General features: G+C 57.6%; 17 protein-coding genes and 1 tRNA gene. 8 read left to right on the plus strand and 10 right to left on the minus strand.

Features of this window, described 5'->3' with window-relative positions; genetic code table 11:
- Positions 1-47: 47 nt before the first annotated feature.
- Together GWQ22_RS08425 and hinT are read right to left on the minus strand one after the other, a co-directional pair.
- Positions 48-1472 (minus strand): hypothetical protein, encoded by a 1425-nt coding sequence (locus GWQ22_RS08425; RefSeq protein WP_212513518.1) that lies wholly within the window; start codon positions 1470-1472, stop codon positions 48-50.
- Positions 1472-1822 carry a purine nucleoside phosphoramidase gene (hinT, locus tag GWQ22_RS08430; RefSeq protein ID WP_042036766.1) on the minus strand — a complete coding sequence of 117 codons (351 nt, stop codon included), beginning with the start codon at positions 1820-1822 and terminating at the stop codon, positions 1472-1474. Before hinT ends, GWQ22_RS08425 begins: the two co-directional genes overlap by 1 nt.
- 250 nt (positions 1823-2072) lie before the next feature.
- Between hinT and GWQ22_RS08435 the strand changes: the two genes are divergently transcribed.
- Positions 2073-4085 (plus strand): methyl-accepting chemotaxis protein, encoded by a 2013-nt coding sequence (locus GWQ22_RS08435; RefSeq protein ID WP_275930023.1) that lies wholly within the window; start codon positions 2073-2075, stop codon positions 4083-4085.
- Positions 4086-4169: 84 nt separating this feature from the next.
- Here the strand turns inward: GWQ22_RS08435 and GWQ22_RS08440 are convergent, their stop codons facing one another.
- Positions 4170-5069, minus strand: a complete 900-nt coding sequence (locus GWQ22_RS08440; RefSeq protein ID WP_275930024.1) for a 6-carboxytetrahydropterin synthase — start codon at positions 5067-5069, stop codon at positions 4170-4172.
- 79 nt (positions 5070-5148) lie between these two features.
- Here GWQ22_RS08440 and GWQ22_RS08445 point away from each other — a divergent pair, with 79 nt between their 5' ends.
- The 4 genes from GWQ22_RS08445 (at position 5149) to GWQ22_RS08460 (ending at position 8936) form a co-directional block, all read left to right on the plus strand.
- On the plus strand, positions 5149-6492 hold the full coding sequence (locus GWQ22_RS08445; RefSeq protein WP_275930025.1) for a dihydroorotase: 1344 nt from the start codon (positions 5149-5151) through the stop codon (positions 6490-6492).
- 239 nt (positions 6493-6731) lie between these two features.
- Positions 6732-6808, plus strand: a tRNA-Pro gene (locus GWQ22_RS08450).
- 138 nt (positions 6809-6946) lie between these two features.
- A complete protein-coding gene (locus GWQ22_RS08455; RefSeq protein ID WP_275930041.1) occupies positions 6947-7471 on the plus strand; it encodes a hypothetical protein in 525 nt (174 codons plus the stop codon).
- A gap of 205 nt (positions 7472-7676) precedes the next feature.
- Complete coding sequence (locus GWQ22_RS08460) at positions 7677-8936, plus strand: dicarboxylate/amino acid:cation symporter (protein ID WP_275930026.1); 1260 nt, start codon at positions 7677-7679, stop codon at positions 8934-8936.
- 387 nt (positions 8937-9323) lie between these two features.
- On the opposite strand, the gene GWQ22_RS08465 is transcribed toward GWQ22_RS08460, so the two are convergent.
- From GWQ22_RS08465 to GWQ22_RS08495, 7 genes are all read right to left on the minus strand, one after another.
- Positions 9324-10274 carry a TerC family protein gene (locus tag GWQ22_RS08465; RefSeq protein WP_275930027.1) on the minus strand — a complete coding sequence of 317 codons (951 nt, stop codon included), beginning with the start codon at positions 10272-10274 and terminating at the stop codon, positions 9324-9326.
- A 301-nt stretch (positions 10275-10575) separates the two neighbouring features.
- Positions 10576-11571, minus strand: coding sequence for a murein tripeptide/oligopeptide ABC transporter ATP binding protein OppF (gene oppF / locus GWQ22_RS08470; RefSeq protein ID WP_043141223.1), 996 nt, complete (start codon positions 11569-11571; stop codon positions 10576-10578).
- Positions 11572-12552 carry an ABC transporter ATP-binding protein gene (locus GWQ22_RS08475; protein WP_108535802.1) on the minus strand — a complete coding sequence of 327 codons (981 nt, stop codon included), beginning with the start codon at positions 12550-12552 and terminating at the stop codon, positions 11572-11574. It abuts the gene before it with no gap.
- Positions 12553-12606: 54 nt separating this feature from the next.
- Positions 12607-13518, minus strand: coding sequence for an oligopeptide ABC transporter permease OppC (gene oppC / locus GWQ22_RS08480; protein WP_042036753.1), 912 nt, complete (start codon positions 13516-13518; stop codon positions 12607-12609).
- A gap of 14 nt (positions 13519-13532) precedes the next feature.
- Positions 13533-14453, minus strand: coding sequence for an oligopeptide ABC transporter permease OppB (gene oppB, locus GWQ22_RS08485; RefSeq protein ID WP_275930028.1), 921 nt, complete (start codon positions 14451-14453; stop codon positions 13533-13535).
- A gap of 96 nt (positions 14454-14549) precedes the next feature.
- Positions 14550-16169, minus strand: a complete 1620-nt coding sequence (locus GWQ22_RS08490) for an ABC transporter substrate-binding protein (protein ID WP_275930029.1) — start codon at positions 16167-16169, stop codon at positions 14550-14552.
- 279 nt (positions 16170-16448) lie between these two features.
- The gene (locus GWQ22_RS08495; RefSeq protein WP_212513524.1) at positions 16449-17084 is read right to left on the minus strand and encodes a YchE family NAAT transporter; all 636 of its coding nucleotides are present in this window, start codon (positions 17082-17084) and stop codon (positions 16449-16451) included.
- 348 nt (positions 17085-17432) lie between these two features.
- Between GWQ22_RS08495 and GWQ22_RS08500 the strand changes: the two genes are divergently transcribed.
- From GWQ22_RS08500 to GWQ22_RS08510, 3 genes are all read left to right on the plus strand, one after another.
- Complete coding sequence (locus tag GWQ22_RS08500) at positions 17433-17633, plus strand: 2OG-Fe dioxygenase family protein (protein ID WP_275930030.1); 201 nt, start codon at positions 17433-17435, stop codon at positions 17631-17633.
- Positions 17634-17928: 295 nt separating this feature from the next.
- Positions 17929-20598, plus strand: coding sequence for a bifunctional acetaldehyde-CoA/alcohol dehydrogenase (gene adhE / locus GWQ22_RS08505; RefSeq protein WP_212513525.1), 2670 nt, complete (start codon positions 17929-17931; stop codon positions 20596-20598).
- 110 nt (positions 20599-20708) lie between these two features.
- Positions 20709-21944, plus strand: a complete 1236-nt coding sequence (locus GWQ22_RS08510; RefSeq protein ID WP_042036746.1) for an HD-GYP domain-containing protein — start codon at positions 20709-20711, stop codon at positions 21942-21944.
- Positions 21945-22184: the final 240 nt, after the last annotated feature.

Genomic DNA, 22184 nt, shown 5'->3' on the forward strand with positions numbered 1-22184 from the left:
CGGCAGGCCACAGGTCACGCCGGTTTATCGTATCTGTCACGCCATCCTTATAACGGCATAACGCGGGTGGTCAAGCCAGCCCCGAGGCGCTGTACCCAGACCAGGGTGGTGTGTCCCTTGTGGATGGTGAGTGGCACCTGGCGCTGGGCGCCGCCCGCCCCCAGGGTGAGCTGCACCTCGCCAGCCGGCAGCATGCCCTGCCAACTGGACGCCAGGGCCGGCAACGTCAGCCAGCTGCGGGTATCGGCCCGCTCCGAGAGGATATTGAAGATGCCGACCAGAATATTGCCCACATCGCCCCCCTCTTTGGCGGCGGTGTGCCTCAGCTGCTCCTTGGCCACCAGCCGCAGCGCCTGACGGGTCAGCATGCCCGGCAACCGCTCCTGCAGATCCTTGGCGGCCAGCGCTTCAAGCCTGACCAGCTCGCTGGTCTGCTCGATTCGCTTGCCAACCGAGACGACAAGGGGACCTGTCTGGCTGGCTCTATTGTCGTAATAGGGGATGGCAACGGTAAAGGTGCGAAAATCACCGCGAGAGGTAGCGATGGGCAGCGGCAGGAACAGTTCGCGCCGCGCCGGGATCAAGCCATCTTCAAACAGCACCACCAGCTGCCCCTGATCCTTGGCAAGCGGCGGCGCCTTGCGACCCACTTTCTTCTCGGTCTCGCGGATCTCGTCCGCGGAGCCCCGTAAACGGGCGAGGCGCAGCAAGGCATCCTGCAGGCTCTGGTTGTCCGGCGCTATCTGGTAGCCACGCTGATAGTCGACCCAGGCATCGTTAAGATCCCCGGCAGCCTCATACAGCACGCCAGAGAAATAGAAGGTATAGGCGTTCTGAAAGCCGTTTTTCACCTGGCCAATCAGCCGGTCAAGATCCGGAGCCCCGCGCGACATCATCTGGCGCATCTCGCGCTCTGTAGTGGCTTCAGCCCCCTTCTCTCTGGCCTTGTTCAGCTCCCCCGCCCGTGCCTTGAGGGCCCGCTCCTGCACCTGATTGGCACGGCGTACCTCCACCAGGGCGCCGTCGGCATCTCCCCGTTGCAGGTAATTGAGCGCCAGATAGTGATGCAGCATGGTGCGCTCATAATCCGGCGTCAGGTAAGCCATGCTCTGATCGTTAGTAAGCAGGCTACCCGCCTGACCCAACCCCTGGCTCAGCCGGTATTGGGCCTGATTGTCTTCCCACTCAAGGCGGCTGTCGGCGGCGGTGAACGCCTGCTTGCTGCCCGTATCCTGGCCGGCCAGCCAGGCGATGCGGCCCTGCTCGAGCCGGTCCAGCACATAGCTGTCGTCCCCTTGAGTGGATTCGCGCACCGCTGGCAACGCCTCGGCGGCGTGTCCCAGCAGCAGCTGGTTGCGCAGCGGCGCCATCTGATCGGAATAGGAGACGAATATGTCCTGCCAGTGGGAGGCGCAGCCCCCCAGCAGGGCACTGACCAGCAGAAGAGCGGCCAGACGGGGAAACCGAAGCATCACAGGCTAAGCAGCGGCCCCAGGGATTGACCCCCCAGCAGATGCATGTGGATGTGGTAGACCTCCTGCCCGCCGTGGCGATTGCAGTTCATGATGAGGCGATAGCCATCCTCGGCAATCCCGGCCTCGCTTGCCAGCTTGCGCGCCACCGTGAACATGCGACCAAGGGCCAGCTCATGTTCGGCTTCCACGTCGTTGACCGTGGGGATCAATACGTTGGGAATGATCAGGATATGGGTCTTTGCCTTGGGCTGGATGTCCCGGAATGCGGTCACCAGCTCGTCTTGATAAAGGATGTCGGCGGGGATCTCTTTACGGATGATTTTGCTGAAAATGGTTTCTTGCGCCATGGATAACTCCTTTATATGAAAAAGAAAATTCAACACCCACCTCAAGTTGCTCCCGAGGTGGTCATCAAGGGGTGTCAAGTGTGACACAAGCCAACATTTGACACAGCCGTTGTCCCATTTTCTTCAGTTATTGTTAAAAATACCGATAGCCGGAAGACGTCAGATGGCGTCGCTCGCCCAGGGTGGTAGCAGGGTATCAAATGGACGGGGTATTCAGGCAAGGGACTTTTGCATATAAAGCGGGACAATAATGAAACAAACAATGTCAGACCTCTCCATCTTGCAGAGGGTCTATTTAGGCTTTGCCATTCTGGTGGCCGTGATGGCGGCCTCCTCGGTACTCACCTTTCGCAGCCAGCGCGAGCTCAATCAGGCGCTCGATCAGGTCACCCGGCAATCCATGCCGCTGGTGATCGCCAGCAGTCAGACCCAGATCAGTTTGCTCAGCGCCAACAAGTGGCTCACCGACGTGCTGACCGAGCAGGATCCCAAGCAGATCAAGGCCGAGGTGGCCGCGCTACAACAGGCCAAGGCCCAGGTCGACAAGACGCTCGCCACCCTCAGTCGGCAGGCGGCGGCTCACCCTGAACTGCAAGGCGAGATGGCGGCACTGAGCACGCTGGTCAGCGACTATCTGCAACTGACCGGCACCCTGCCTGCCGAACATCAGGCCTTGCTCATTCGCTTGCACAAAGTGAACCAGGCCAAGGGGCAGTTCCAGGTCAGTCTGCCCCAGTTCAAGAAGAGCCTGGGGGACATGATGGTCACCATAGACGACAACTTCATCAAGATGCTGTCCGAGACCCTGACCACCAAACTCTCCGCCATCGAACTCTCCACCATGGATGCGCTCAACCAGACCATACCCGCCCCCATCGCGGGGGCGCTCAAACGCAACAAAATGCAGATAGAAGGCTTCAACAGCACCATCCAGGATCTGCAGGGAGAGCTCAAGAACTTCGACAATGACATGGGCCACTACGTGCACGGCTTCGTGCGCGATACCACCGCCAGCGAAGGGGTGCTCTCCCAGTACCTGGCGCTGATGCAGCAGCAAGAGCGGATGCGCGAGCAGAGCAAGCAGGCCAGCAAACTCATCGTCAGCATCCAGCGCAAGCTGGAGGGGATCACCGACCAGAGCCAGCAGCTGATGAACAACAACATACGCGCCTCCGGCAAGGTGCAGGCCCAGAGCACACTCACCCAGGGGATCAGCATCGCCATCGCTATCCTGGTGGCCATTCTGGTGGCCTACACCCTGGGCAAGGCCATTCGCCGCCCGCTCAAGGAGCTGCTACGGGTGCTGACCGAGGTGACCCAGGGCGACATGACCCAGCGCATCGGTTTTCGCAGCAAGAACGAGTTTGGCCAGCTCGGCAGCCAGATCAACCTGCTGATCCAGCAGATGGGGAACGTGCTGACCCAGCTCTCCCAGGCCTCGACCCAGCTCAACGCCACCGCCCACGACAACCGCCACACCACCGAATCGGTGCGGGTGGATCTGGAGAAACAGCGCCAGGAAACAGCCTCGGTCGCTGCCGCCATGACCCAGATGGAAGCCTCGGTACGTGAAGTGGCCCAGGCAGCCAACCAGACCCTGGAGCGGGTGCAGGACGTGGAGAAAGCCTCAGAGACAGGTCGTAAGGTGATGGCCGGCAACATCACCACCACCCATCAGCTGGCTGGCAAGTTGCAGCAGACCGGCAAGGTGATCGGCGATGTGAGCGCCATGAGCAACCAGATCGGCAACATACTCGACGTCATTCGCGGCGTCGCCGAACAGACCAACCTGCTGGCGCTAAACGCCGCCATCGAGGCGGCCCGGGCCGGCGAGCAGGGCCGCGGCTTTGCGGTGGTGGCCGACGAGGTGCGCAGCCTGGCGGGACGCACCGCCCAGTCCACCAGCGAGATCCAGACCATGATCGAAAACCTGCAGCAGGGGGTCGCCAAGGCGGTCACCGTCATGCAGGAGTGCTCCCGCGAGATGGACAGCTGCGTGAGCCAGAGCTCCCACGCTAACAACGCCATGGAGGAGGTGCAGGGGATAGTGGTGCTGATCAGTGACATGTCGAGCCAGATCGCCTCCGCCGCCGAGCAGCAGCAGGCCACCAGCGCCGACATCGCCACCAACCTCAACCGCATCTCGGATATCTCGGATCTCAACTATCAGGGGATCGAGCGGGTGGCCGAGACCAGCCAGCAGCTCGACTCCCTGGCCGAGCAGCAGGAGAGCCTGGTCAAACACTTCCGACTCAGCGCCTGATAAGGCAGTCTGTTTTTCCATTGCCCTGAAACGACAAGGCCCCGCAGATGCGGGGCCTTGGTTATTCTGACAACGAACGCGGGATCAGGCGTAGGCGATGGCGCCCTTGCCCACCCCTTCATACGCCACGATTTTCACGAACTTGTCGCCCACCGCCTTCTTCACCTCCCGGGCTATGTAGCATGCCAGCAGCTCTATGGTGGTATCGGTGTCGATCATCTCCACCTCCCCCGCCGGCATGGCAAGCTGGAACAATCCCTGAGGGGCCACGTACTTGAAGCCGAGGTAGTGCTCACCCGGCTGCGTGTTGGCCGCATCATTCAGGATGCTTTTGGCCAGCTCGCTCAGGCTCAGTTCGCCAAGAGCCACCTTGTCTTCATCGGTGCCAAGGTAGATATCGGCCCAGCGCTCGGCCCAGTTCAGCTCCAGCTCACCATCGCGCTCACCGTCTACATGGATCTCGATGGGAGAACGATGGCCGTGGGCGATGCGCTGGCAGTTGCCATCGTGCTTTTTCAGGCCGTGGCTGTAGTGGTAGAAGGCGCCATCAATCTGCTCCTGGCGCAGGGTCAGCGCCAAGTCCTTGATGTTGCCGGGCAGCCGCTGGGCCAGCACCGCCAGCAGATAGCGAGTGACGGACTCCTTGTCTATCTGGGGGGCCGGAATGAAGGCAAACCCCTGAGTGGGGCAGCGCAAGTGAATAGAGCGGCCAGGGCGCAGCAGATCGACCGTGCTCTCCTCCCCCTCCAGATGGGCCACATGGACCAGGGCGCATTCGGCCGGTACCAGCAGCTTGTGATCCACCTCTTCATCGATGATCGACTTGATCAGTTTTTTCACCCGACCAAAGTCAAGCAGCATGCTCATCTCGTTGAGCTCGCCGCTCATCTCGACATCCACCAGCCAGCTCTCCCCTACCATGCCACGGCGTTCACACAGGTAGCTGGAATCGATCACGGTCAAATCTCTTACAAATAACTTCATCAGTCAGGCCTTGCTACAGAGAAAGTGCAGTTTGCGATATTATGACCCGCGATCACTGACAAAGGAACCGGACTCCCCCATGAACAAATTGCTTATCAAGAATGCCACCCTGGTCAATGAAGGCCGCATCTATGCCTCGGATGTATTGATTGAAGGGGAACGGATCGCCCGGATCGCCCCTCACATAGAGGCGCCCGATGCCGTGGTGATAGATGCAACCGGTCGCCACCTCATCCCCGGGATGATCGATGATCAGGTCCATTTCCGTGAGCCAGGCCTGACCCACAAGGGGACCATCGCCAGTGAATCCCGGGCCGCCGTGGCAGGGGGCACCACCAGCTTCATGGAGATGCCCAACGTCAATCCCCAGACCACTACCCTCGATGCCCTCGAAGCCAAATACCAGATAGCCGCCAACGCCTCCGCCGCCAACTACAGCTTCTATCTCGGCGCCACCAACGACAACCTCGACGAGATAAAGCGCCTCGATCCCAAGCAATCCTGCGGGGTCAAGGTGTTCATGGGCTCCTCGACCGGCAACATGCTGGTGGACAACCAGGAGACACTGGCGGCGATTTTCCGCGAGAGCCCGGTGATGATAGTCACTCACTGCGAGGACACCCCTTCCATCAAGGTGCTGGAAGACGAGGCCCGCGCCAAGTGGGGCGAGGATGTGCCGATGCGCGAGCACGGTCGCATTCGCAATGACGAGGCCTGCTACAAGTCCTCCAGCATGGCGGTGGGTCTGGCGAAAAAGTACGGGGCCAAGCTGCACGTGCTGCACCTCACCTCCGCCAAAGAGCTGTCGCTGTTTACCGCCAGCCATGACCTTAGCGAACTCAAAGACAAGAGCATCACCGCCGAGGTGTGCGTCCACCACCTGTTCTTCAACGAGGCGGATTACGACACCCTGGGCAGCCAGATCAAGTGCAACCCGGCGGTCAAGACAGCCGCCGACCAGCACGCCCTGCTGGATGCGGTGCGCAACGACGTGCTGGACATTATTGCCACCGACCATGCCCCCCACACCTGGGAGGAGAAGCAGAACAGCTACTTCAAGGCGCCGTCCGGCATCCCTCTGGTGCAGCACTCCATGCTGGCGCTGCTGGAGCTCTACCACAACGGCGTGTTTTCACTGGAGACTATCGTCAAGAAGACATCCCACGCGGTAGCCGAGCGCTTCCAGGTGCAGGATCGCGGCTACATTCGTGAGGGCTACTTCGCAGACTTGGTGCTGCTGGATCTGGGCAAGCCCTATGTGGTCAACGACAGCAACCTGCTCTACCTGTGTGGCTGGTCCCCCTTCAACGGTTACCGCTTCCACAGTACGGTGGAGATGACCCTGGTCAATGGCCAGATCGCCTGGCAAAACGGTCAGGTCACCGATCAGGTGCTGGGCAAGCGGCTGACCTTCAACCGCTGATCCCTTCATCACTGATGCAAACGGCCGCCTCCGGGGCGGCCGCTTTCATGGTGGGTTGAAACCTGCGTAGCAAAAGGCCCCTGACATGGGCCCTCAATGGCCGAATGTCGCCGCCATGGCGGTACTTTGAACGCCAATTGCTCGTAAAGCAGGCAAACGGTCTCGGAGTGGGATTTCCCCTGTTGACAGGGTCGGGGCATCTCCATAAACTCAGCCCCCGTCAGCCGAGCTGACTCCGTCGGTGTGTAGCGCAGCCAGGTAGCGCATCTGCATGGGGTGTAGAGGGTCGGAGGTTCGAATCCTCTCACACCGACCAAATTCCCCGGTAAAGGCCTTGTCAAACGACAAGGCCTTTTCTTTTATCCCCAGTATCCCCACGGTGACCCGACCGGCGATTGTCTCACGGATCGGTTTGTGCTGTAGTGGTGAGGTGTTTCGCCAAACGGCCCTCATGATGCAACGTCTGCTCCCCCTCTCCTTCTGCTCCCGTCGCCATGCACGACGGTTTGCCAGCGCTGCAAGCCTGCCTGATCTGGTGCTGGCCTGCCTGCTGAGCGCCCTGCTGCTCGGCTGTGCCACCCCTTATCACAGCGAAAAATCATTCTGGAACGGCCAGACCGGCTTCTCCCAGACACAACTTGGCCCCGACAAGTGGCAGCTGGAGTTTGTCGGTAACGATCTGATCGATCGGGAGACGGCCCGCAAGTATGTGCTCAAACGGGCGGGTGAGATGGCACTGAGCCAGGGTTACGAGTGGGTGGAGGTGAACGAGCTGACCCTGTCGCGGGATGCGGTCAGGGTCACCCCCTCACATCCAGTATTCGGCTTTGATACGGACGAGCCGGACCCCTTTCTGGCGCAGATGCAGGTACAGCACACAACCTCGGCCCTGCTGATCTTCACCCTGTCTCATCGCTCATTAAACGAACAGGACATGCAAGCCAGTTATCTCGCCAACATCAAAATAAACAGTGATTAATATTGATGAAATGCAAGATCCATATCACATACAACTAATGGCAACATAAAATTCTGCTACAAGACTCTGGATTTACCCCCCCGGATTAGGCATGCTGCAAGCACACCGGCTGTCAGGGATCTACTGCCCGGATCACAAAAACGGACTTGAAGTGGCCCCCCTGCCACCCTCAACGCGTTGCACTTATCAAAACTGGGACCCCCCCATGAAAATGAATAAATTGACGGTTGCCATCCTCATCGCAATGCTGGTTGGCATCCTGACTGGTCAGGGCTATCGCATGTTTGCCCCGGATCAGGCTGCTGGCTTTGCCAGTGACATCACCATACTGACCGATATCTTCCTGCGACTGATCAAGATGATCATTGCTCCCCTTGTCTTCACCACCCTGGTCGTCGGTATCGCCAAGATGGGTGATACCCGTACCGTGGGCCGCATCGGAGCCAAGACCCTGGGCTGGTTCATGCTGGCCTCCTTGCTCTCCCTGACCCTGGGTCTGGTGATGGTCACCCTGATGCAACCGGGTGTGGGGCTCTCCCTCTCCCTGCCGGATGATACTGCCAGTTCCGGCGTGGTCGCCGGTGCCATCTCCCTCAAGGACTTCGTCACCCACGCCATCCCGAAAAGCGTGGTGGAGGCCATGGCCACCAACGAGATCCTGCAGATAGTGGTGTTCTCCCTCTTCTTCGGGCTGGCCGCCGCCGCTCTGGGCGATGCCGCCAAACCCGTGGTCAAGCTGATGGCCAGCGCCGCCGAGATCATGCTGAAGGTGACAGGCTACGTGATGAACTTCGCGCCGTTCGCCGTGTTCGGTGCCATCGCCGCCATGGTTGCCAAGGAAGGGCTCGGCATACTCGCCACCTACGGCACTTTTATGGCCCAGTTCTATCTGGCCCTGGCCTGCCTCTGGCTGCTGCTCATCGCCATGGGCAGCCTGTTCATTCGCCGCCGCGTGCTGACCCTGCTGGCCATGATCCGCGAGCCCATCCTGCTGGCCTTCTCCACCGCCAGCTCCGAGGCCGCCTATCCCAAGACCCTGGATCGGCTGGAGAAGTTCGGCTGTGACAAGCGCATCGCCAGCTTCGTGCTGCCCATGGGTTACTCCTTCAACCTGGACGGCTCCATGATGTACTGCACCTTCGCGGTCATGTTCATCGCCCAGGCCTATGGCATAGAGCTCTCCCTGGCTCAACAGATCACCATGCTGCTGTTGTTGATGGTCACCTCCAAGGGGATGGCCGGCGTGCCGCGCGCCTCTCTGGTGGTCATAGCCGCCACCCTGAACCAGTTCCATATTCCGGAAGCTGGCATCCTCTTGCTGCTCGGCATAGATCACTTCCTCGACATGGGTCGCTCCGCCACCAACGTGCTGGGCAATGCCATCGCCGCCAGCGTAGTGGCCAAGACCGAAGACAGCCTGGGTGAAACCGAGCCGCTGGGTGAGGTGGATACCGCCAAGGTGTGATCTGTCCCGCCAGCAAGATACAAAAACGGCCCGCGGATACGTAACACCCGTCACTTAAACACTTTTGTGACTGAATATTAGAAAGGTTGAATAACAGGAGCTGTACCAGGGTTAACGCGTCAATGTGGCTGACACCTTTGCCCTGACTGGCATCCAATAAAAAGAGGGAGGCATCATGCCTCCCTCACTCTTTGGCCCTTATACCTCGCGGGCTGGACTCACATTCTCTTAACTGACTTGCATTAAACTTCAAGCCACCTTTTTCTTTTTACGGGTCACAAAGAGTCTTAGCCCCATGGACACCAACAGGATCAGCGCGACGACACCGAGTGCTATGTCATTCAGGGGGATCTGGAACTGTCCCCCCCGAGATGATGTTCAGCGCCTTCAAGCCACCTTTTTCTTTTTACGGGTCACAAAGAGACTTAGCCCCATGGACGCCAGCAGGATCAGCGCGACGACACCGAGTGCTATGCCGGTCGGGATCTTGAAGATATCCAGCAACAGCATCTTGACCCCGATAAACATCAGGATCAGCGCCAGACCGTACTTGAGCAGGGCAAAGCGATCAGCCACACCAGCCAGCAGGAAGTACATGGCGCGCAGACCCATGATGGCAAAGATGTTGGAGGTCAGCACGATGAAGGGATCCGTGGTCACCGCGAAGATGGCCGGGATACTGTCCACCGCGAAGATGAGATCGCTCACCTCCACCAGCACCAGAATGAGCAGCAGCGGCGTGGCATAACGCACACCGTCACGCCAGACGAAGAAGTTCTCCCCCTCCAGCGTCTCGGTCACCTTGAAGCGGCGGCGCATCCAGCCCAGCAGCGGGTTGTTGGCCAGATCTGGCTCCTTGTCGGCCGCCCACAGCATCTTGGCACCGGTCAGCAGCAAGAAGGCGCCGAACAGATAGAGGATCCAGTGGAACTGCTCGATGAGCCAGCTGCCCGCGAACACCATGCCGGCCCGCATCACGATGGCGCCCAACACCCCGTACAGCAGCACCCGGCGCTGCAGCTCGGCCGGAATGGCAAAATAGCTAAACAGCATCAGCCAGACGAAGACGTTATCCACCGCCAACGCTTTCTCGATGAGGTAGCCGGTGAGGAACTCCAATCCCTTCTGGTTGGCAATGTCACGGCCAGCACTGTGATCCAGCCAAAACCAGATGGCCAGGTTGAAGAGCAGGGCCACGCTGATCCAGATGAGAGACCAGATCCCCGCCTCTTTGAGAGACACCTTGTGTGACCTGCCACCACCGACAAAGCGTATGTCAATCCATAACAGGACCAGCACTATGCTGAAAAAACCGGTCCACATCCACCATTCACCCATTTTTATCCCTCCCAAAAATGACAAAACCCACGTCCGAGAGGCGTGGGCTTGCGTTTGGAGCAGATACGCCTTGCCTCTCGGCAAGGTCTCACTTATAGCCCATTTTCATCGACTGCCCGGCTGCCGGGTGCACTGCAGGATATGGGTGCACCGTAATGACGACAAACCAGCGAGAAGTTACTCCCCTTGTTAGGCAAAGAGTAACAGTGGCCAAAGAGAACGCCAAGGGAGATCTTCCCTATTACCCAAGTTAATCGGGGCTCCATCTGGGAGCCCCGAAAACACGTTCAACAAACCACCATCAAAGCGGATCAGCCTTGAGGCAGGAGACCGCATGGTCGAAGTTTCCCTCAAGCATGGGGCGGGTCTTGGCACACTCGGGGCCAGCCACCGGGCAGCGGGTGCGAAACACGCAGCCGGACGGCGGGTTCATGGGAGATGGCAAGTCCCCCTCCAGGATCTGGATGACCTTGCTGCGCTCCAGATCCGGATCCGGAATGGGCACGGCCGACATCAGGGCCTTGGTATAGGGGTGCAAGGGGTTTGCGAAGATCTCCTTGCGAGTGCCGAGCTCCACCGCATTGCCCAGATACATCACCAGCACCCGATCCGAGATGTGTTTGACCACCGACAAGTCGTGAGCGATGAAGATGAGCGACAAGCCCATCTCCTTCTGGATAGCCTTGAGCAGGTTCACCACCTGGGCCTGGATGGAGACATCCAGCGCAGAGACCGGCTCGTCACAGATGATCATCTTGGGTTCCAGGATCAGTGCCCGGGCAATCCCGATCCGCTGGCACTGGCCGCCGGAGAACTCGTGCGGATAGCGATTGACCAGGTTGGGCAAGAGGCCCACCTTGGTCATCATGGTGCGCACCTTCTCCTTCACCTGCTCTTTGGAGAGGTTGGGATAGAAGGTGATGAGCGGCTCGGCGATGATGTCGCCTATGGTCATGCGCGGATTCAGGGAGGCCAGCGGATCCTGGAAGATCATCTGGATCTCCTTGCGTTTCTCCCGCAGTGCCTTCTGATCTAGCTTGGTCAAATCGTTGCCCAGCCACACCACCTTGCCGTCGGTGGCCGGTACCAGGCCTATCAGGGCACGGGCGAAGGTGGACTTGCCACAGCCGGACTCGCCCACCACACCCAGGGTCTCCCCCTCGTACAGGCGCAGAGTCACCCCATCTACCGCCTTCAACGCCGAGGGCTTGGCCCAGGGCCAGGCTCTGTCACTCTTGATGCTAAAGTGGACCTTGAGGTCAGACACTTCCAGCAGCAGTTTCTTGTCAGTACCCATTTAATTCGCCCCCTTGATCATGGCATCCGATACCCAATGGCAGGCCCGTTCGCGGCCGTCGTTGAACGGGGTCAGGATCGGTGACTGCTGGCCGCAAATCCCGCTGACACGGTGGCAGCGCTCCTGGAAGGGGCAGCCGGTGGGCAGACGCAGCAGGTTGGGCGGATTGCCCGGAATGGTAGGCAGCTCTTCCCCTTCGGTGTCGAGGCGGGGAATTGCGCGCAGCAAACCTTCGGTATAGGGATGGCTCGGGCGATAGAAGATGTCCTTCACCCGGCCGTACTCCATGGTACGACCGGCGTACATCACCAGCACCTTGTCACAGATGCCCGCCACCACGCCCAAGTCGTGGGTGATCATGATGATGGCGGTGTTGAACTCGCGCTTTAGCTCGTTCATCAACGTCATGATCTGGGCCTGCACCGTCACGTCCAGCGCCGTGGTCGGTTCATCGGCGATGAGCAGCTGTGGCCGGCACAAGAGGGCCATGGCAATCATCACCCGTTGACGCATACCGCCAGAGAACTCGTGGGGGTACATGTTCATCCGCTTGCGCGACTCGGGGATCTTCACCGCATCCAGCATGCGTACCGACTCTTCGAACGCTGCGGCCTTGCTCACACCCTTGTGCAGCATCAGCACTTCCATCAGCTGATCCTTCACCTTCATGTAGGGATTAAGAGAGGTCATGGGATCCTGGAAGATCATGGCGATCTTCTCGGAGCGGATCTTGTTGAGCTTGTGTTCCGGCAGGTTGAGGATTTCGTCGCCCTGAAACTTGGCCGACCCCGTGATGATGCCGTTCTTGGCCAACAGCCCCATGATGGCAAATGCAGTCTGGGACTTGCCGGAACCGGACTCGCCGACGATCCCCAGGGTCTCGCCAGCCGCCAGGGAAAAGTTGAGGTCGTTGACCGCCACCACATTGCCGTCCGGGGTCTTGAACTCGACCCGCAGATCTTTTACATCCAGTAACTTCATATAAAAACTCCTTATCGATCTTTCGTGATGCTTTCCTGTCGATCCGATGCTCGATTAACGATCTTTCGGATCGAGGGCGTCACGCAGACCATCCCCGAGGAAGTTGAAGCAAAACAGGGTCACCACCATGAAACCGGCGGGGAACAAGAGTTGCCAGATGGCCACTTCCATCGACTTGGAGCCTTCATCCAGCAGGGCACCCCAGCTGGTCATGGGTTCCTGGACGCCGAGGCCCAGAAAACTCAGGAAGGATTCAAACATGATCATGCCCGGTACCAGCAAGGTGGCGTAGACGGCCACGATACCGAGCACGTTCGGCACTATGTGACGGGTGATGATCTTCCACTTGGATACGCCACAGACGTGGGCCGCCTCGATAAACTCCTTGCTCTTGAGACTCAGGGTCTGGCCTCGCACGATCCGCGCCATGTCGAGCCAGCTCACCGCCCCGATGGCGATGAAGATGAGTGCCAGATTGCGGCCGAAGAAGGTCACCAGCATGATCACGAAGAACATGAAAGGGAAGGCGTTGAGGATCTCGAGTACGCGCATCATCAGACTATCGACCCGACCGCCGATAAAACCGGAAGCCGCGCCATACAGGGTGCCGATAACCACGGCCACCATGGCGCCCATGATGCCGACCATCAGCGAAATGCGGCCCCCCAGCAGGGTACGCACGAACAGATCACGCCCCAGACTGTCGGTACCGAACCAGTGGCCGGTTTCCATATCCGGTGCCGCCTGCATCGCGCCCCAGTCCGGATCGTCGAAGGTATATTGGGACAGGTGCGGCCCCACTATCACTGCCAGACCGATAATGGTCAGTATGATGAGGCTGGTCAGCGCGGCCTTGTTACGCAGGAAACGGCGACGGGCATCCTTCCACAGGGAGCGTCCTTCCACCACTTCCACTTGCTGTGCGAACGCCGCTATGGCTTCGCGTTTCTCAGTTGTGACAACCATGATCTACTCCCGACTTAGTAACGGATCTTGGGATCGATAAAGGCATAGAGAATATCGACCACGGCGTTAAAGGTGATGGTGAGGGCGCCGACCAGAATGGTCAGCCCGAGCACCATGGAGTAATCACGGTTGAGGGCACCGTTGACAAACAACTGACCAATTCCCGGCAGACCGAAGATGGTCTCAATCACCACGGAACCCGTGATGATACCGACGAAGGCCGGGCCCAGATAGGAGACCACCGGCAGCATGGCCGGACGCAGTGCGTGTTTCAGTATGATGTGACGCAGCGGCAAGCCCTTGGCACGGGCGGTACGGATGAAGTTGGAGTTCATGGTCTCGATCATGCTGCCACGCATGATGCGCGAGATGGCGGAGATGTAGTACATCATCATGCCGAACACCGGCAGCACCATAAACTGGATACCGCCCCCCTGCCAGCCACCGGCCGGGAACCAGCCCAGATAGATGCTGAAGAAGAGCACCAGCAAGGGTGCCAGCACAAAGCCCGGGATCACCACCCCGGCCATGGCCGACGACATCAGCAGATAGTCGATGATGGTGTTTTGTTTCAAGGCCGCTATGGTGCCGAAAGTGCCCCCCAGCAAGACGGCAAAGACGAAAGCCGCGCTCCCGATCTTGGCAGAAACAGGCAACGCCTGGCTCACCAGATCATTGACGCTGAAGTCCTTGTATTTGAAAGAGGGGCCCAGATCGCCCCGTAACAGGTTGCCCAGGTAGGTGAGGTATTGCACGCCAATGGGCTTGTCCAGGCCGTACTTGGCCTCGATATTGGCCAACACTTCCGGCGGCAGGGCACGTTCGCTGGTGAAGGGGTTGCCCGGCGCGAAACGCATCATGAAGAAGGAGACGGTGATCAAGACCAGCAGCGTCGGGATCGCTTCCAATAGCCGTTTAAAAATGAATTTCAACATAGACAATTCCTGTCCTGTACAGCTTCCAAAGGGTCGCGGTTGTAATAAAGGCCCGCCGTCTGGCGGGCCTGCTTGTTATGCGACTTGTTATGTTATTCAGTGAGCAATGATGTACATGTCTTTGCTGTAGAGGTTATCCAGCGGGTTGGCCGGATAGCCGCCCACATAGGGCTTGACCATGCGAGAGGTCACGTACTGATAGATAGGGGCAATCGGCATGTCCTTGGCCAGGATCTCTTCGCCCTGGACATAGAGCTTGTTGCGCGCATCCGCATCAACCTGATCGCGTGACTCGTCCATCAACTTGTCAAACGCAGCATTGGAGTACTTGCCATCGTTGTTACCGTGAGTGGTCTGCATCAGATCCAGCATGGAGGAGGCTTCATTGTAGTCGGCGATCCAACCGCGACGAGCCACGTCAAACTGACCTTGCTTGAGCGTCTCCAGATAGGTTTTCCACTCCTGGTTCACCAGACTCACCTCTACCCCCAGCTTTTTCCACATGGAGGCGACGGCGACCGCCACTTTCTTGTGGTTGTCATCTGTGTTGTAGAGCAGTTCAAACTTGAGTGGATTACCCGGACCGTAACCGGCATCGGCCAGTAGCGCCTTGGCCTTGGCATCGAGCTCCGCCTGGGTCAACTTGGACCAGGCCGGGGCAACAGGTTTGAAACCATCAACGAAGTCCGGCACCAGGGCATAGCCTGGGGTCTCTCCCTTGCCCATTACCTTGTCGGCTATCACATTGCGATCGATGGCATAGGTGAGCGCGGTGCGTACCCGCACATCATCATAGGGTTTTTTCTTGGTGTTGAAGGTGTAGTAGTAGGTCCCCACATAGCCACTCACCTGCACCTCATCGGGCTTCTCTTTTTTCATCTGCTTGAAGCGTTCGATGGGCATGTTGTAGGTGAGATCCAGTTCGCCCGCCAGATAGCGGTTCAACTCGGCATTGGTAGACTGGATCGGCAGGTAACTCACCGTGTCGACCACCGTTTTGCTGTTATTCCAGTAGTTGGGATTACGCTCGATATCGACACGCTCGTTGACCACCCAATCTTTGAGCTTATAGGCGCCGTTGGATACCATATTTTCCGGCTGGGTCCACTTGTCACCAAACTTCTCGATCACCTTCTTCGGGACTGGGTAGGTGGTGGTGTGAGAGAGCATGCTGACGAAGTAAGGAATCGCTTTTTCAAGCTGTACTTCAAAGGTGTAATCGTCGGTCGCCTTCACGCCCAGGGTGTCAGACGGCTTCTTGCCGGCAATGATTTCGCTGGCGTTGAGGATGGTCGGAATTTCCATGTACCAGGCGTAGGGAGAGCCAGTCTTGGGATCCACGGCCCGCTTGAAGGCGAACTCGAAATCGTGGGCAGTAACCGGTTCACCATTGGACCATTTCGCATCTTTGCGCAGGTGGAATACGAAGTGTTTGTTGTCCTTGGTTTCCCAGGACTCGGCCATGGCAGGGAGCACTTCCCCTTTGGGACCGGAAGAGACGAGACCTTCGAACAGGTCGCGCAAAATATTGGATTCAACCGTTCCTTCGGTTTTATGAGGGTCGAGGGTAGCCGGCTCCGAGGCATTGCCTTTGACCAGTTGCTGGACTTCAGCCAGCTTGGTTCCCGCCGGGACATCGGCAGCCTGAGCCACGTTGACGCCACCAAACAGGGCAGCCATCAGCAGTGTGTTAATCATTGTTTTTTTATGAGTCATTTCCCTACTCCAACAAGAACATTCCATGCGTTTGTCCATCAACGAGATAAATACCCGCTGCCAGCATAATTCCCTGACAATTCTAATAATGCAATAGATATCATCAGACCAAGCTGGGCTTCATGGTTAAAAAAACAGCTTTCAGCCAATTATTCAGCATTTAAATATGGCGTTACGGACGCTTTTTATACAGATCCGCTCGATTCTAGGAAATGACCAACAAAAAAGAAACAATAAAAAGCCGGTCACGAGGACCGGCTCAGACAAAACAGACCTGAATCACATCAATCCGGGGAAGACCCCCTTGATCCCCGCCACCATGATCTCGATGCCGAGCGACATCATGATGAGACCCATGATCCGGGTGACCACGTTGATGCCGGTGTTGCCCATCAGCTTGAACAACAAGGGGGCGGCGCGGAAGATGAGCCAGGAGCAGAAGGCAAATACCATCACCACCAGCGACATGCCCAGCATCTGGGACCAGGTACTCTGGCTGGCGTTGACAATAGAAGAAGAGATGGCACCCGGACCCGCCATCAGCGGCAGTGCCAGCGGCACCACAGCGACTGATTCCCGCGTGGCCAGTTCCCCTTTCTCCTGCTTGTTATGCTTCACCTCCCCCAGCTTGCCCTGCAGCATGGACCAGGCGATCAGCGTGATGAGCGACCCGCCGGCGATGCGAAACGACGCCAGCGAGATACCAAAACCGTCCAGGATCAGCTGCCCCATGTACATGGAGACCAGCAGGATGATCATCACCGCAATGTTGGCGGTGGTGTTGGTCTTCATCCGCTCTTCCGGGGTTTGATGGCCGGTCAGACTGACAAAAACCGGCAGCAATCCCAGCGGATTGATGATCGCGAACAAACCGATGAAAAACTTCAGATATAAAGAGACGTCAATTGCTGCCATAGGCGCCATCCAGAAGGTAAGCAAAGCCACGCGGGCCACCCCGATAAACCGAGCGTAAATTTACACCATGCCCTCAACCTGCACCAATCAAATAATCTCACCCTTTCCGTGGCTTTTCAGTTAGTTCCTCTAATGTATAGCCAAAATTCAACATATTTACTTGTTAACAAACATCGTCACCATTTAACACGCTGATAAAATCACTCCGCGTTTTATGTGGTCATGCCGTTTTGGTGCGACATTTTCTCTCAGCAAACAAGGATTTTTTAATGATTGATACGGACATCAAGTTGCAATGGTGCCTGGCTTCGCAGCAGGCAGGCACGGTCGATCCCCTGCTCGGCTTTTTTGACCGGCGGCAATGAGGGTGTCAGTGGCGGCAAGCTTCAGCGCTATCATGGATTAAAAGAACAACCATTTTTTCAACAAGAATTAAACGCTGGTGGGTATCTGCTCCTGGATGATCGCCGTTTCTATCACAATACGGCCCCCATACTGCCCCAGGCCCCGACCCGAGGACACCGGGACGTAATCGTGCTAACTGCTTGAAAGATGGTGTGTAGCGCCTTGTTCACGCGCCATTCAGCCCACTTTCGCCCCAAGCTACATTCGTGTAACATCCGAAAAACATGTATTGTGAAACAAAATTTCTTTTGTTCTTTTGTTACACATGATCCAGATCAACTTTTTCTGAGTCAGCCGCGCTCTATAATCGACTCAGAAAGCAATTTAGTAAGGCATGTAAATACCCCCTTGTAGTGATTCTCGCCTTGACAAGGCGACTATAATTGCCGGGCATTGCCAAGCTCTTACTAAACAGTTTTCAAATCATCAGGAGATAAACATGGCAGTAACCAATTTGGCCGAACTGGATGCACTGGTCGCCCGCGTTAAAGAAGCACAGCGTGAATTCGCCAGCTTCTCGCAAGAGCAGGTAGACAAGGTTTTCCGTGCCGCCGCCCTGGCCGCCAGCAATGCCCGTATCCCCCTGGCCCAGATGGCCGTGGAAGAGTCCGGTATGGGGATCATCGAAGACAAGGTTATCAAGAACCACTTCGCCTCCGAATACATCTACAACGCATACAAAGACGAGAAGACCTGCGGCATCCTGAGCCAGGATGACGAGATGGGCACCATGATCATCGCCGAGCCGGTCGGTATCATCTGCGGTATCGTTCCGACCACCAACCCGACCGCTACCGCGATCTTCAAATCGTTGATCTCCCTGAAGACCCGCAACGCCATCATCTTCTCCCCGCACCCACGTGCCAAGAACTCCACCAATACCGCAGCCAAGCTGGTACTGGATGCAGCCGTGGCCGCTGGTGCACCGAAAGACATCATCGGCTGGATCGATCAACCGTCCGTTGAGCTCTCTAACGCGCTGATGAAGCACAACGACATCAACCTGATCCTGGCCACTGGTGGCCCAGGCATGGTGAAAGCCGCTTACTCTTCCGGTAAGCCTGCTATCGGTGTGGGTGCCGGTAACGTGCCGATCGTCATCGACGAAACCGCCGATGTAAAACGCGCCGTTGCCTCCATCCTGATGTCCAAGACCTTCGACAACGGTGTGGTCTGTGCTTCCGAGCAAGCTGTTATCGTCGTTGACTCCATCTACAACCAGGTGAAAGAGCGTTTCTCCAACCACGATGGCTACATCCTGTCCAAAGATGAAGCGGACAAGGTACGTAAAGTGCTGCTGATCAACGGCGCGCTGAACGCAGATATCGTCGGCCAGCCGGCCACCAAGATCGCCGCCATGGCTGGCGTGACTGTGCCTGCCACCACCAAGATCCTGATCGGTGAAGGCCTGGAATTGTGCGCTGAAGATGAGTTCGCTCATGAGAAGCTCTCCCCGACCCTGGGTATGTTCCGCGCCAAGAACTTCGAAGAAGCCGTCGAGATGGCCTGCACCATGGTTAACATCGGTGGTATCGGTCACACCTCTGGTCTGTACACCGACCAGGATCGCAACCAGGACCGTATCAGATACTTCGGCGACAAGATGAAGACCGCTCGTATTCTGATCAACACCCCCTCCACCCAGGGTGGTATCGGTGACCTGTACAACTTTGCTCTTGCTCCTTCCCTGACCCTGGGTTGCGGCTCCTGGAGTGGCAACTCCATCTCCGAGAACGTCGGTCCCAAGCACCTGATCAACAAGAAGACAGTCGCAAAACGGGCAGAAAATATGCTGTGGCACAAACTTCCGAAATCCATCTATTTCCGTCGTGGCTCCCTGCCGATCGCCCTCGGTGATCTGGAAGGCAAAAAGCGTGCAATGGTTGTCACCGACCGCTTCCTGTTCAACAACGGCTATGCCGACGACGTGGTTCGTCTGCTCAAGAAGCTGAACATGGAAGTGGAAGTATTCTACGAAGTAGAAGCTGACCCGACGCTGTCGGTGGTTCGCAAGGGCGCCGAGATGGCCAACTCCTTCAAGCCGGACGTTATCCTGGCACTGGGTGGTGGTTCACCGATGGATGCCGCCAAGATCATGTGGGTCATGTACGAGCACCCGGATACCGCGTTTGAAGATCTTGCCATGCGCTTTATGGACATCCGCAAGCGTATCTACAAGTTCCCGAAAATGGGCGTGAAGGCCGAACTGGTTTGCATCACCACCACTTCCGGTACCGGTTCTGAAGTCACCCCGTTTGCGGTCGTGACCGACGACGCCACCGGCATGAAGTACCCGCTGGCTGACTACGAGCTGACCCCGAACATGGCCATCGTCGATGCCAACCTGGTCATGAACATGCCCAAGTCCCTGTGCGCCTTCGGCGGTGTGGATGCGGTCACTCACGCCATGGAAGCCTACGTTTCCGTACTGGCCAACGAGTACTCAGACGGTCAGGCGCTGCAAGCCCTGAAACTGCTGAAAGAGTACCTGCCGTCCAGCTACCAGAACGGTGCCAACGATCCGGTTGCTCGCGAGAAAGTACACAACGCAGCCACCATCGCCGGTATCGCGTTCGCCAACGCCTTCCTGGGTGTGTGTCACTCCATGGCGCACAAACTGGGTGCAGAATTCCACATTCCGCACGGTCTGGCTAACGCCCTGCTGATCAGCAACGTGATCCGTTACAACGCCAACGACAACCCGACCAAGCAGACTGCGTTCTCCCAGTACGACCGTCCGCAAGCTCGCCGTCGTTATGCCGAAGTGGCTGACCACCTGGGTCTGAGCGCAGCCGGTGACCGTACCGCTGCCAAGATCGAGAAGCTGCTGGCCTGGCTGGATGAGCTGAAAGCCACTCTGGGCATCCCGGCCTCCATCCGTGAAGCTGGCGTGAACGAAGCCGACTTCCTGGCCAAGGTTGACCAGCTGGCGCTGGAAGCCTTCGATGACCAGTGCACCGGTGCCAACCCGCGCTACCCGCTGATCACCGAGCTCAAAGCCATACTGATGGACACCTACTACGGTCGCCCCTTTACCGAGGAAGCACGAGTAGCAGTGGAAGCCAAGGCTGAGACCAAGGCGGACAACAAGAAAAAATCCAAGGCCTGATAATCGGACTTGAACTAGAGAGCCCGCGCACATGCGCGGGCTTTTTTGTTTGTCTATCTCTCTAATTTTGCTAGCTTGTTGGTAAGCATTCATGGACCTCGAGTTAGCACATGTCGCTGATACAAGCCTCGATAGAGCAGTTACGGATCGGCCACTACATCCATCTCCCCACAGGATGGACCAGTCACCCTTTTATGTTCAATGCCTTCAAGATCAAGGATCAGCAACAACTCGACATCATTCGCCATCTCGACCTCAATCTGTTGATGGTGGATCCGGACAAGAGCGACCTGCCCATAGAGCCCATCTTGCGCGGCGATATCCCCGCCGCCGGCCCCGATCTGTCGATCATCGATGAGGTCATAGACACGGGCCTCACTCCCTTCGACGAGAAAGCTTTCCGCCGCTCCCTGCGCGCCGCCGATAAAGCCTTTGGCCAATCCATGTCCGAGCTGCGCGATGCACTGGGGGCCCTCAACCTCAAGCCTGACGAAGGGCTGGCTAATACGGCGCAAATAGTGCGCAATGCCGCCGCCCGTATCAGTGAACACGAGGGGCCACTCGGCCTGCATCTCATTCGCAGCCCGCACACCGACATATTGCTGCAGCACAGCCTGAACGTGGCTTTCATCGCCATGCTGATGGCCCGGGAACTCGGCATGAACCCCATCGAGATCGAGGAAACTGGACTGGCAGGCCTTGTACACGATATCGGAGAGCTGAGAATCCCGAGCCAGATCACCCAGAAACGAGGGGATCTCAACAAGTCAGAGCAAAATTTTCTCAACATGCATCCCCAGTACGGGCTGGAGATGCTGACCCAGTTACAGGCATTTGAGTTCAAGATCCGCCAGGTGGCCCATCTGCACCACGAGCGGCTCGATGGCAGCGGCTTTCCTCTGGGCATCAAGGGCGGCGAGATCCCGCCACTGGCACGGATCATCGGGCTGGTGGACTACTATGACGAGCTGCTGCACCCGCGCAGCAGTGCGACCCCGGCCGCCCCGAGCCAGGCCATCAGCCAGCTCTACAAGCTGTCCCAGAAGAAGTTCGATCAGGATCTGGTCAAGCTGCTGATCAAGGTGTTGGGAGTCTATCCCCCCGGTTCACTGGTGCAGCTCTCCGACGACTCTGTGGCGCTGGTGCTCTCAACCGAGCCCACCATGCCCCTCAAACCCAAGGTACTGCCCTACCTCAAAGCGCAGCGACCGGAAGGGGTGGCCATGCTGGATCTGCGGGAGGATGAGCGCACCATCAAGTCATTTATCAAGCAAGAAGACCTGGATGAGGGACAAAGGCTGTTTTTTAACCTTACCCGGCGTTTCTGTTACTATTTTGCCTTCTGAGTTATCCCCAGAAGCTGGGGATAACTCATTGGACAAACCTGAATAATTGCCCAATTACCTTCAAAAGGGTTCACTGCCGACCCTGGATAAAAAACGCCCAGCCAGGGGGCAGGGCGGAGCATGCCACCTCCGTGTGGCGTATCCAGCGGATACATTCATGCTCCATCCAGCAATACCAACCCTGGGGCGATTATACAAATATCAATTTAACATGCTGATTTGATATGGTTTTATTTCACG

The organism is Aeromonas sp. 1HA1 (genome assembly GCF_029237385.1).
In the GTDB taxonomy this organism is placed as follows: Bacteria; Pseudomonadota; Gammaproteobacteria; order Enterobacterales; family Aeromonadaceae; genus Aeromonas; species Aeromonas popoffii.

Bases quoted from the DNA above. Each gene is read 5' to 3' on its own strand.
- GWQ22_RS08475 (WP_108535802.1), bottom strand. From the start codon at position 12,552: ATGAAGTTACTGGATGTAAAAGATCTGCGGGTCGAGTTCAAGACCCCG.
- GWQ22_RS08510 (WP_042036746.1), top strand. From the start codon at position 20,709: ATGTCGCTGATACAAGCCTCGATAGAGCAGTTACGGATCGGCCACTAC.
- GWQ22_RS08495 (WP_212513524.1), bottom strand. From the start codon at position 17,084: ATGGCAGCAATTGACGTCTCTTTATATCTGAAGTTTTTCATCGGTTTG.
- GWQ22_RS08445 (WP_275930025.1), top strand. From the start codon at position 5,149: ATGAACAAATTGCTTATCAAGAATGCCACCCTGGTCAATGAAGGCCGC.
- hinT (WP_042036766.1), bottom strand. From the start codon at position 1,822: ATGGCGCAAGAAACCATTTTCAGCAAAATCATCCGTAAAGAGATCCCC.
- GWQ22_RS08490 (WP_275930029.1), bottom strand. From the start codon at position 16,169: ATGACTCATAAAAAAACAATGATTAACACACTGCTGATGGCTGCCCTG.
- oppC (WP_042036753.1), bottom strand. From the start codon at position 13,518: ATGGTTGTCACAACTGAGAAACGCGAAGCCATAGCGGCGTTCGCACAG.
- GWQ22_RS08465 (WP_275930027.1), bottom strand. From the start codon at position 10,274: ATGGGTGAATGGTGGATGTGGACCGGTTTTTTCAGCATAGTGCTGGTC.
- oppB (WP_275930028.1), bottom strand. From the start codon at position 14,453: ATGTTGAAATTCATTTTTAAACGGCTATTGGAAGCGATCCCGACGCTG.
- oppF (WP_043141223.1), bottom strand. From the start codon at position 11,571: ATGGGTACTGACAAGAAACTGCTGCTGGAAGTGTCTGACCTCAAGGTC.
- GWQ22_RS08435 (WP_275930023.1), top strand. From the start codon at position 2,073: ATGAAACAAACAATGTCAGACCTCTCCATCTTGCAGAGGGTCTATTTA.
- GWQ22_RS08440 (WP_275930024.1), bottom strand. From the start codon at position 5,069: ATGAAGTTATTTGTAAGAGATTTGACCGTGATCGATTCCAGCTACCTG.
- GWQ22_RS08455 (WP_275930041.1), top strand. From the start codon at position 6,947: ATGCAACGTCTGCTCCCCCTCTCCTTCTGCTCCCGTCGCCATGCACGA.
- adhE (WP_212513525.1), top strand. From the start codon at position 17,929: ATGGCAGTAACCAATTTGGCCGAACTGGATGCACTGGTCGCCCGCGTT.
- GWQ22_RS08460 (WP_275930026.1), top strand. From the start codon at position 7,677: ATGAAAATGAATAAATTGACGGTTGCCATCCTCATCGCAATGCTGGTT.
- GWQ22_RS08425 (WP_212513518.1), bottom strand. From the start codon at position 1,472: ATGCTTCGGTTTCCCCGTCTGGCCGCTCTTCTGCTGGTCAGTGCCCTG.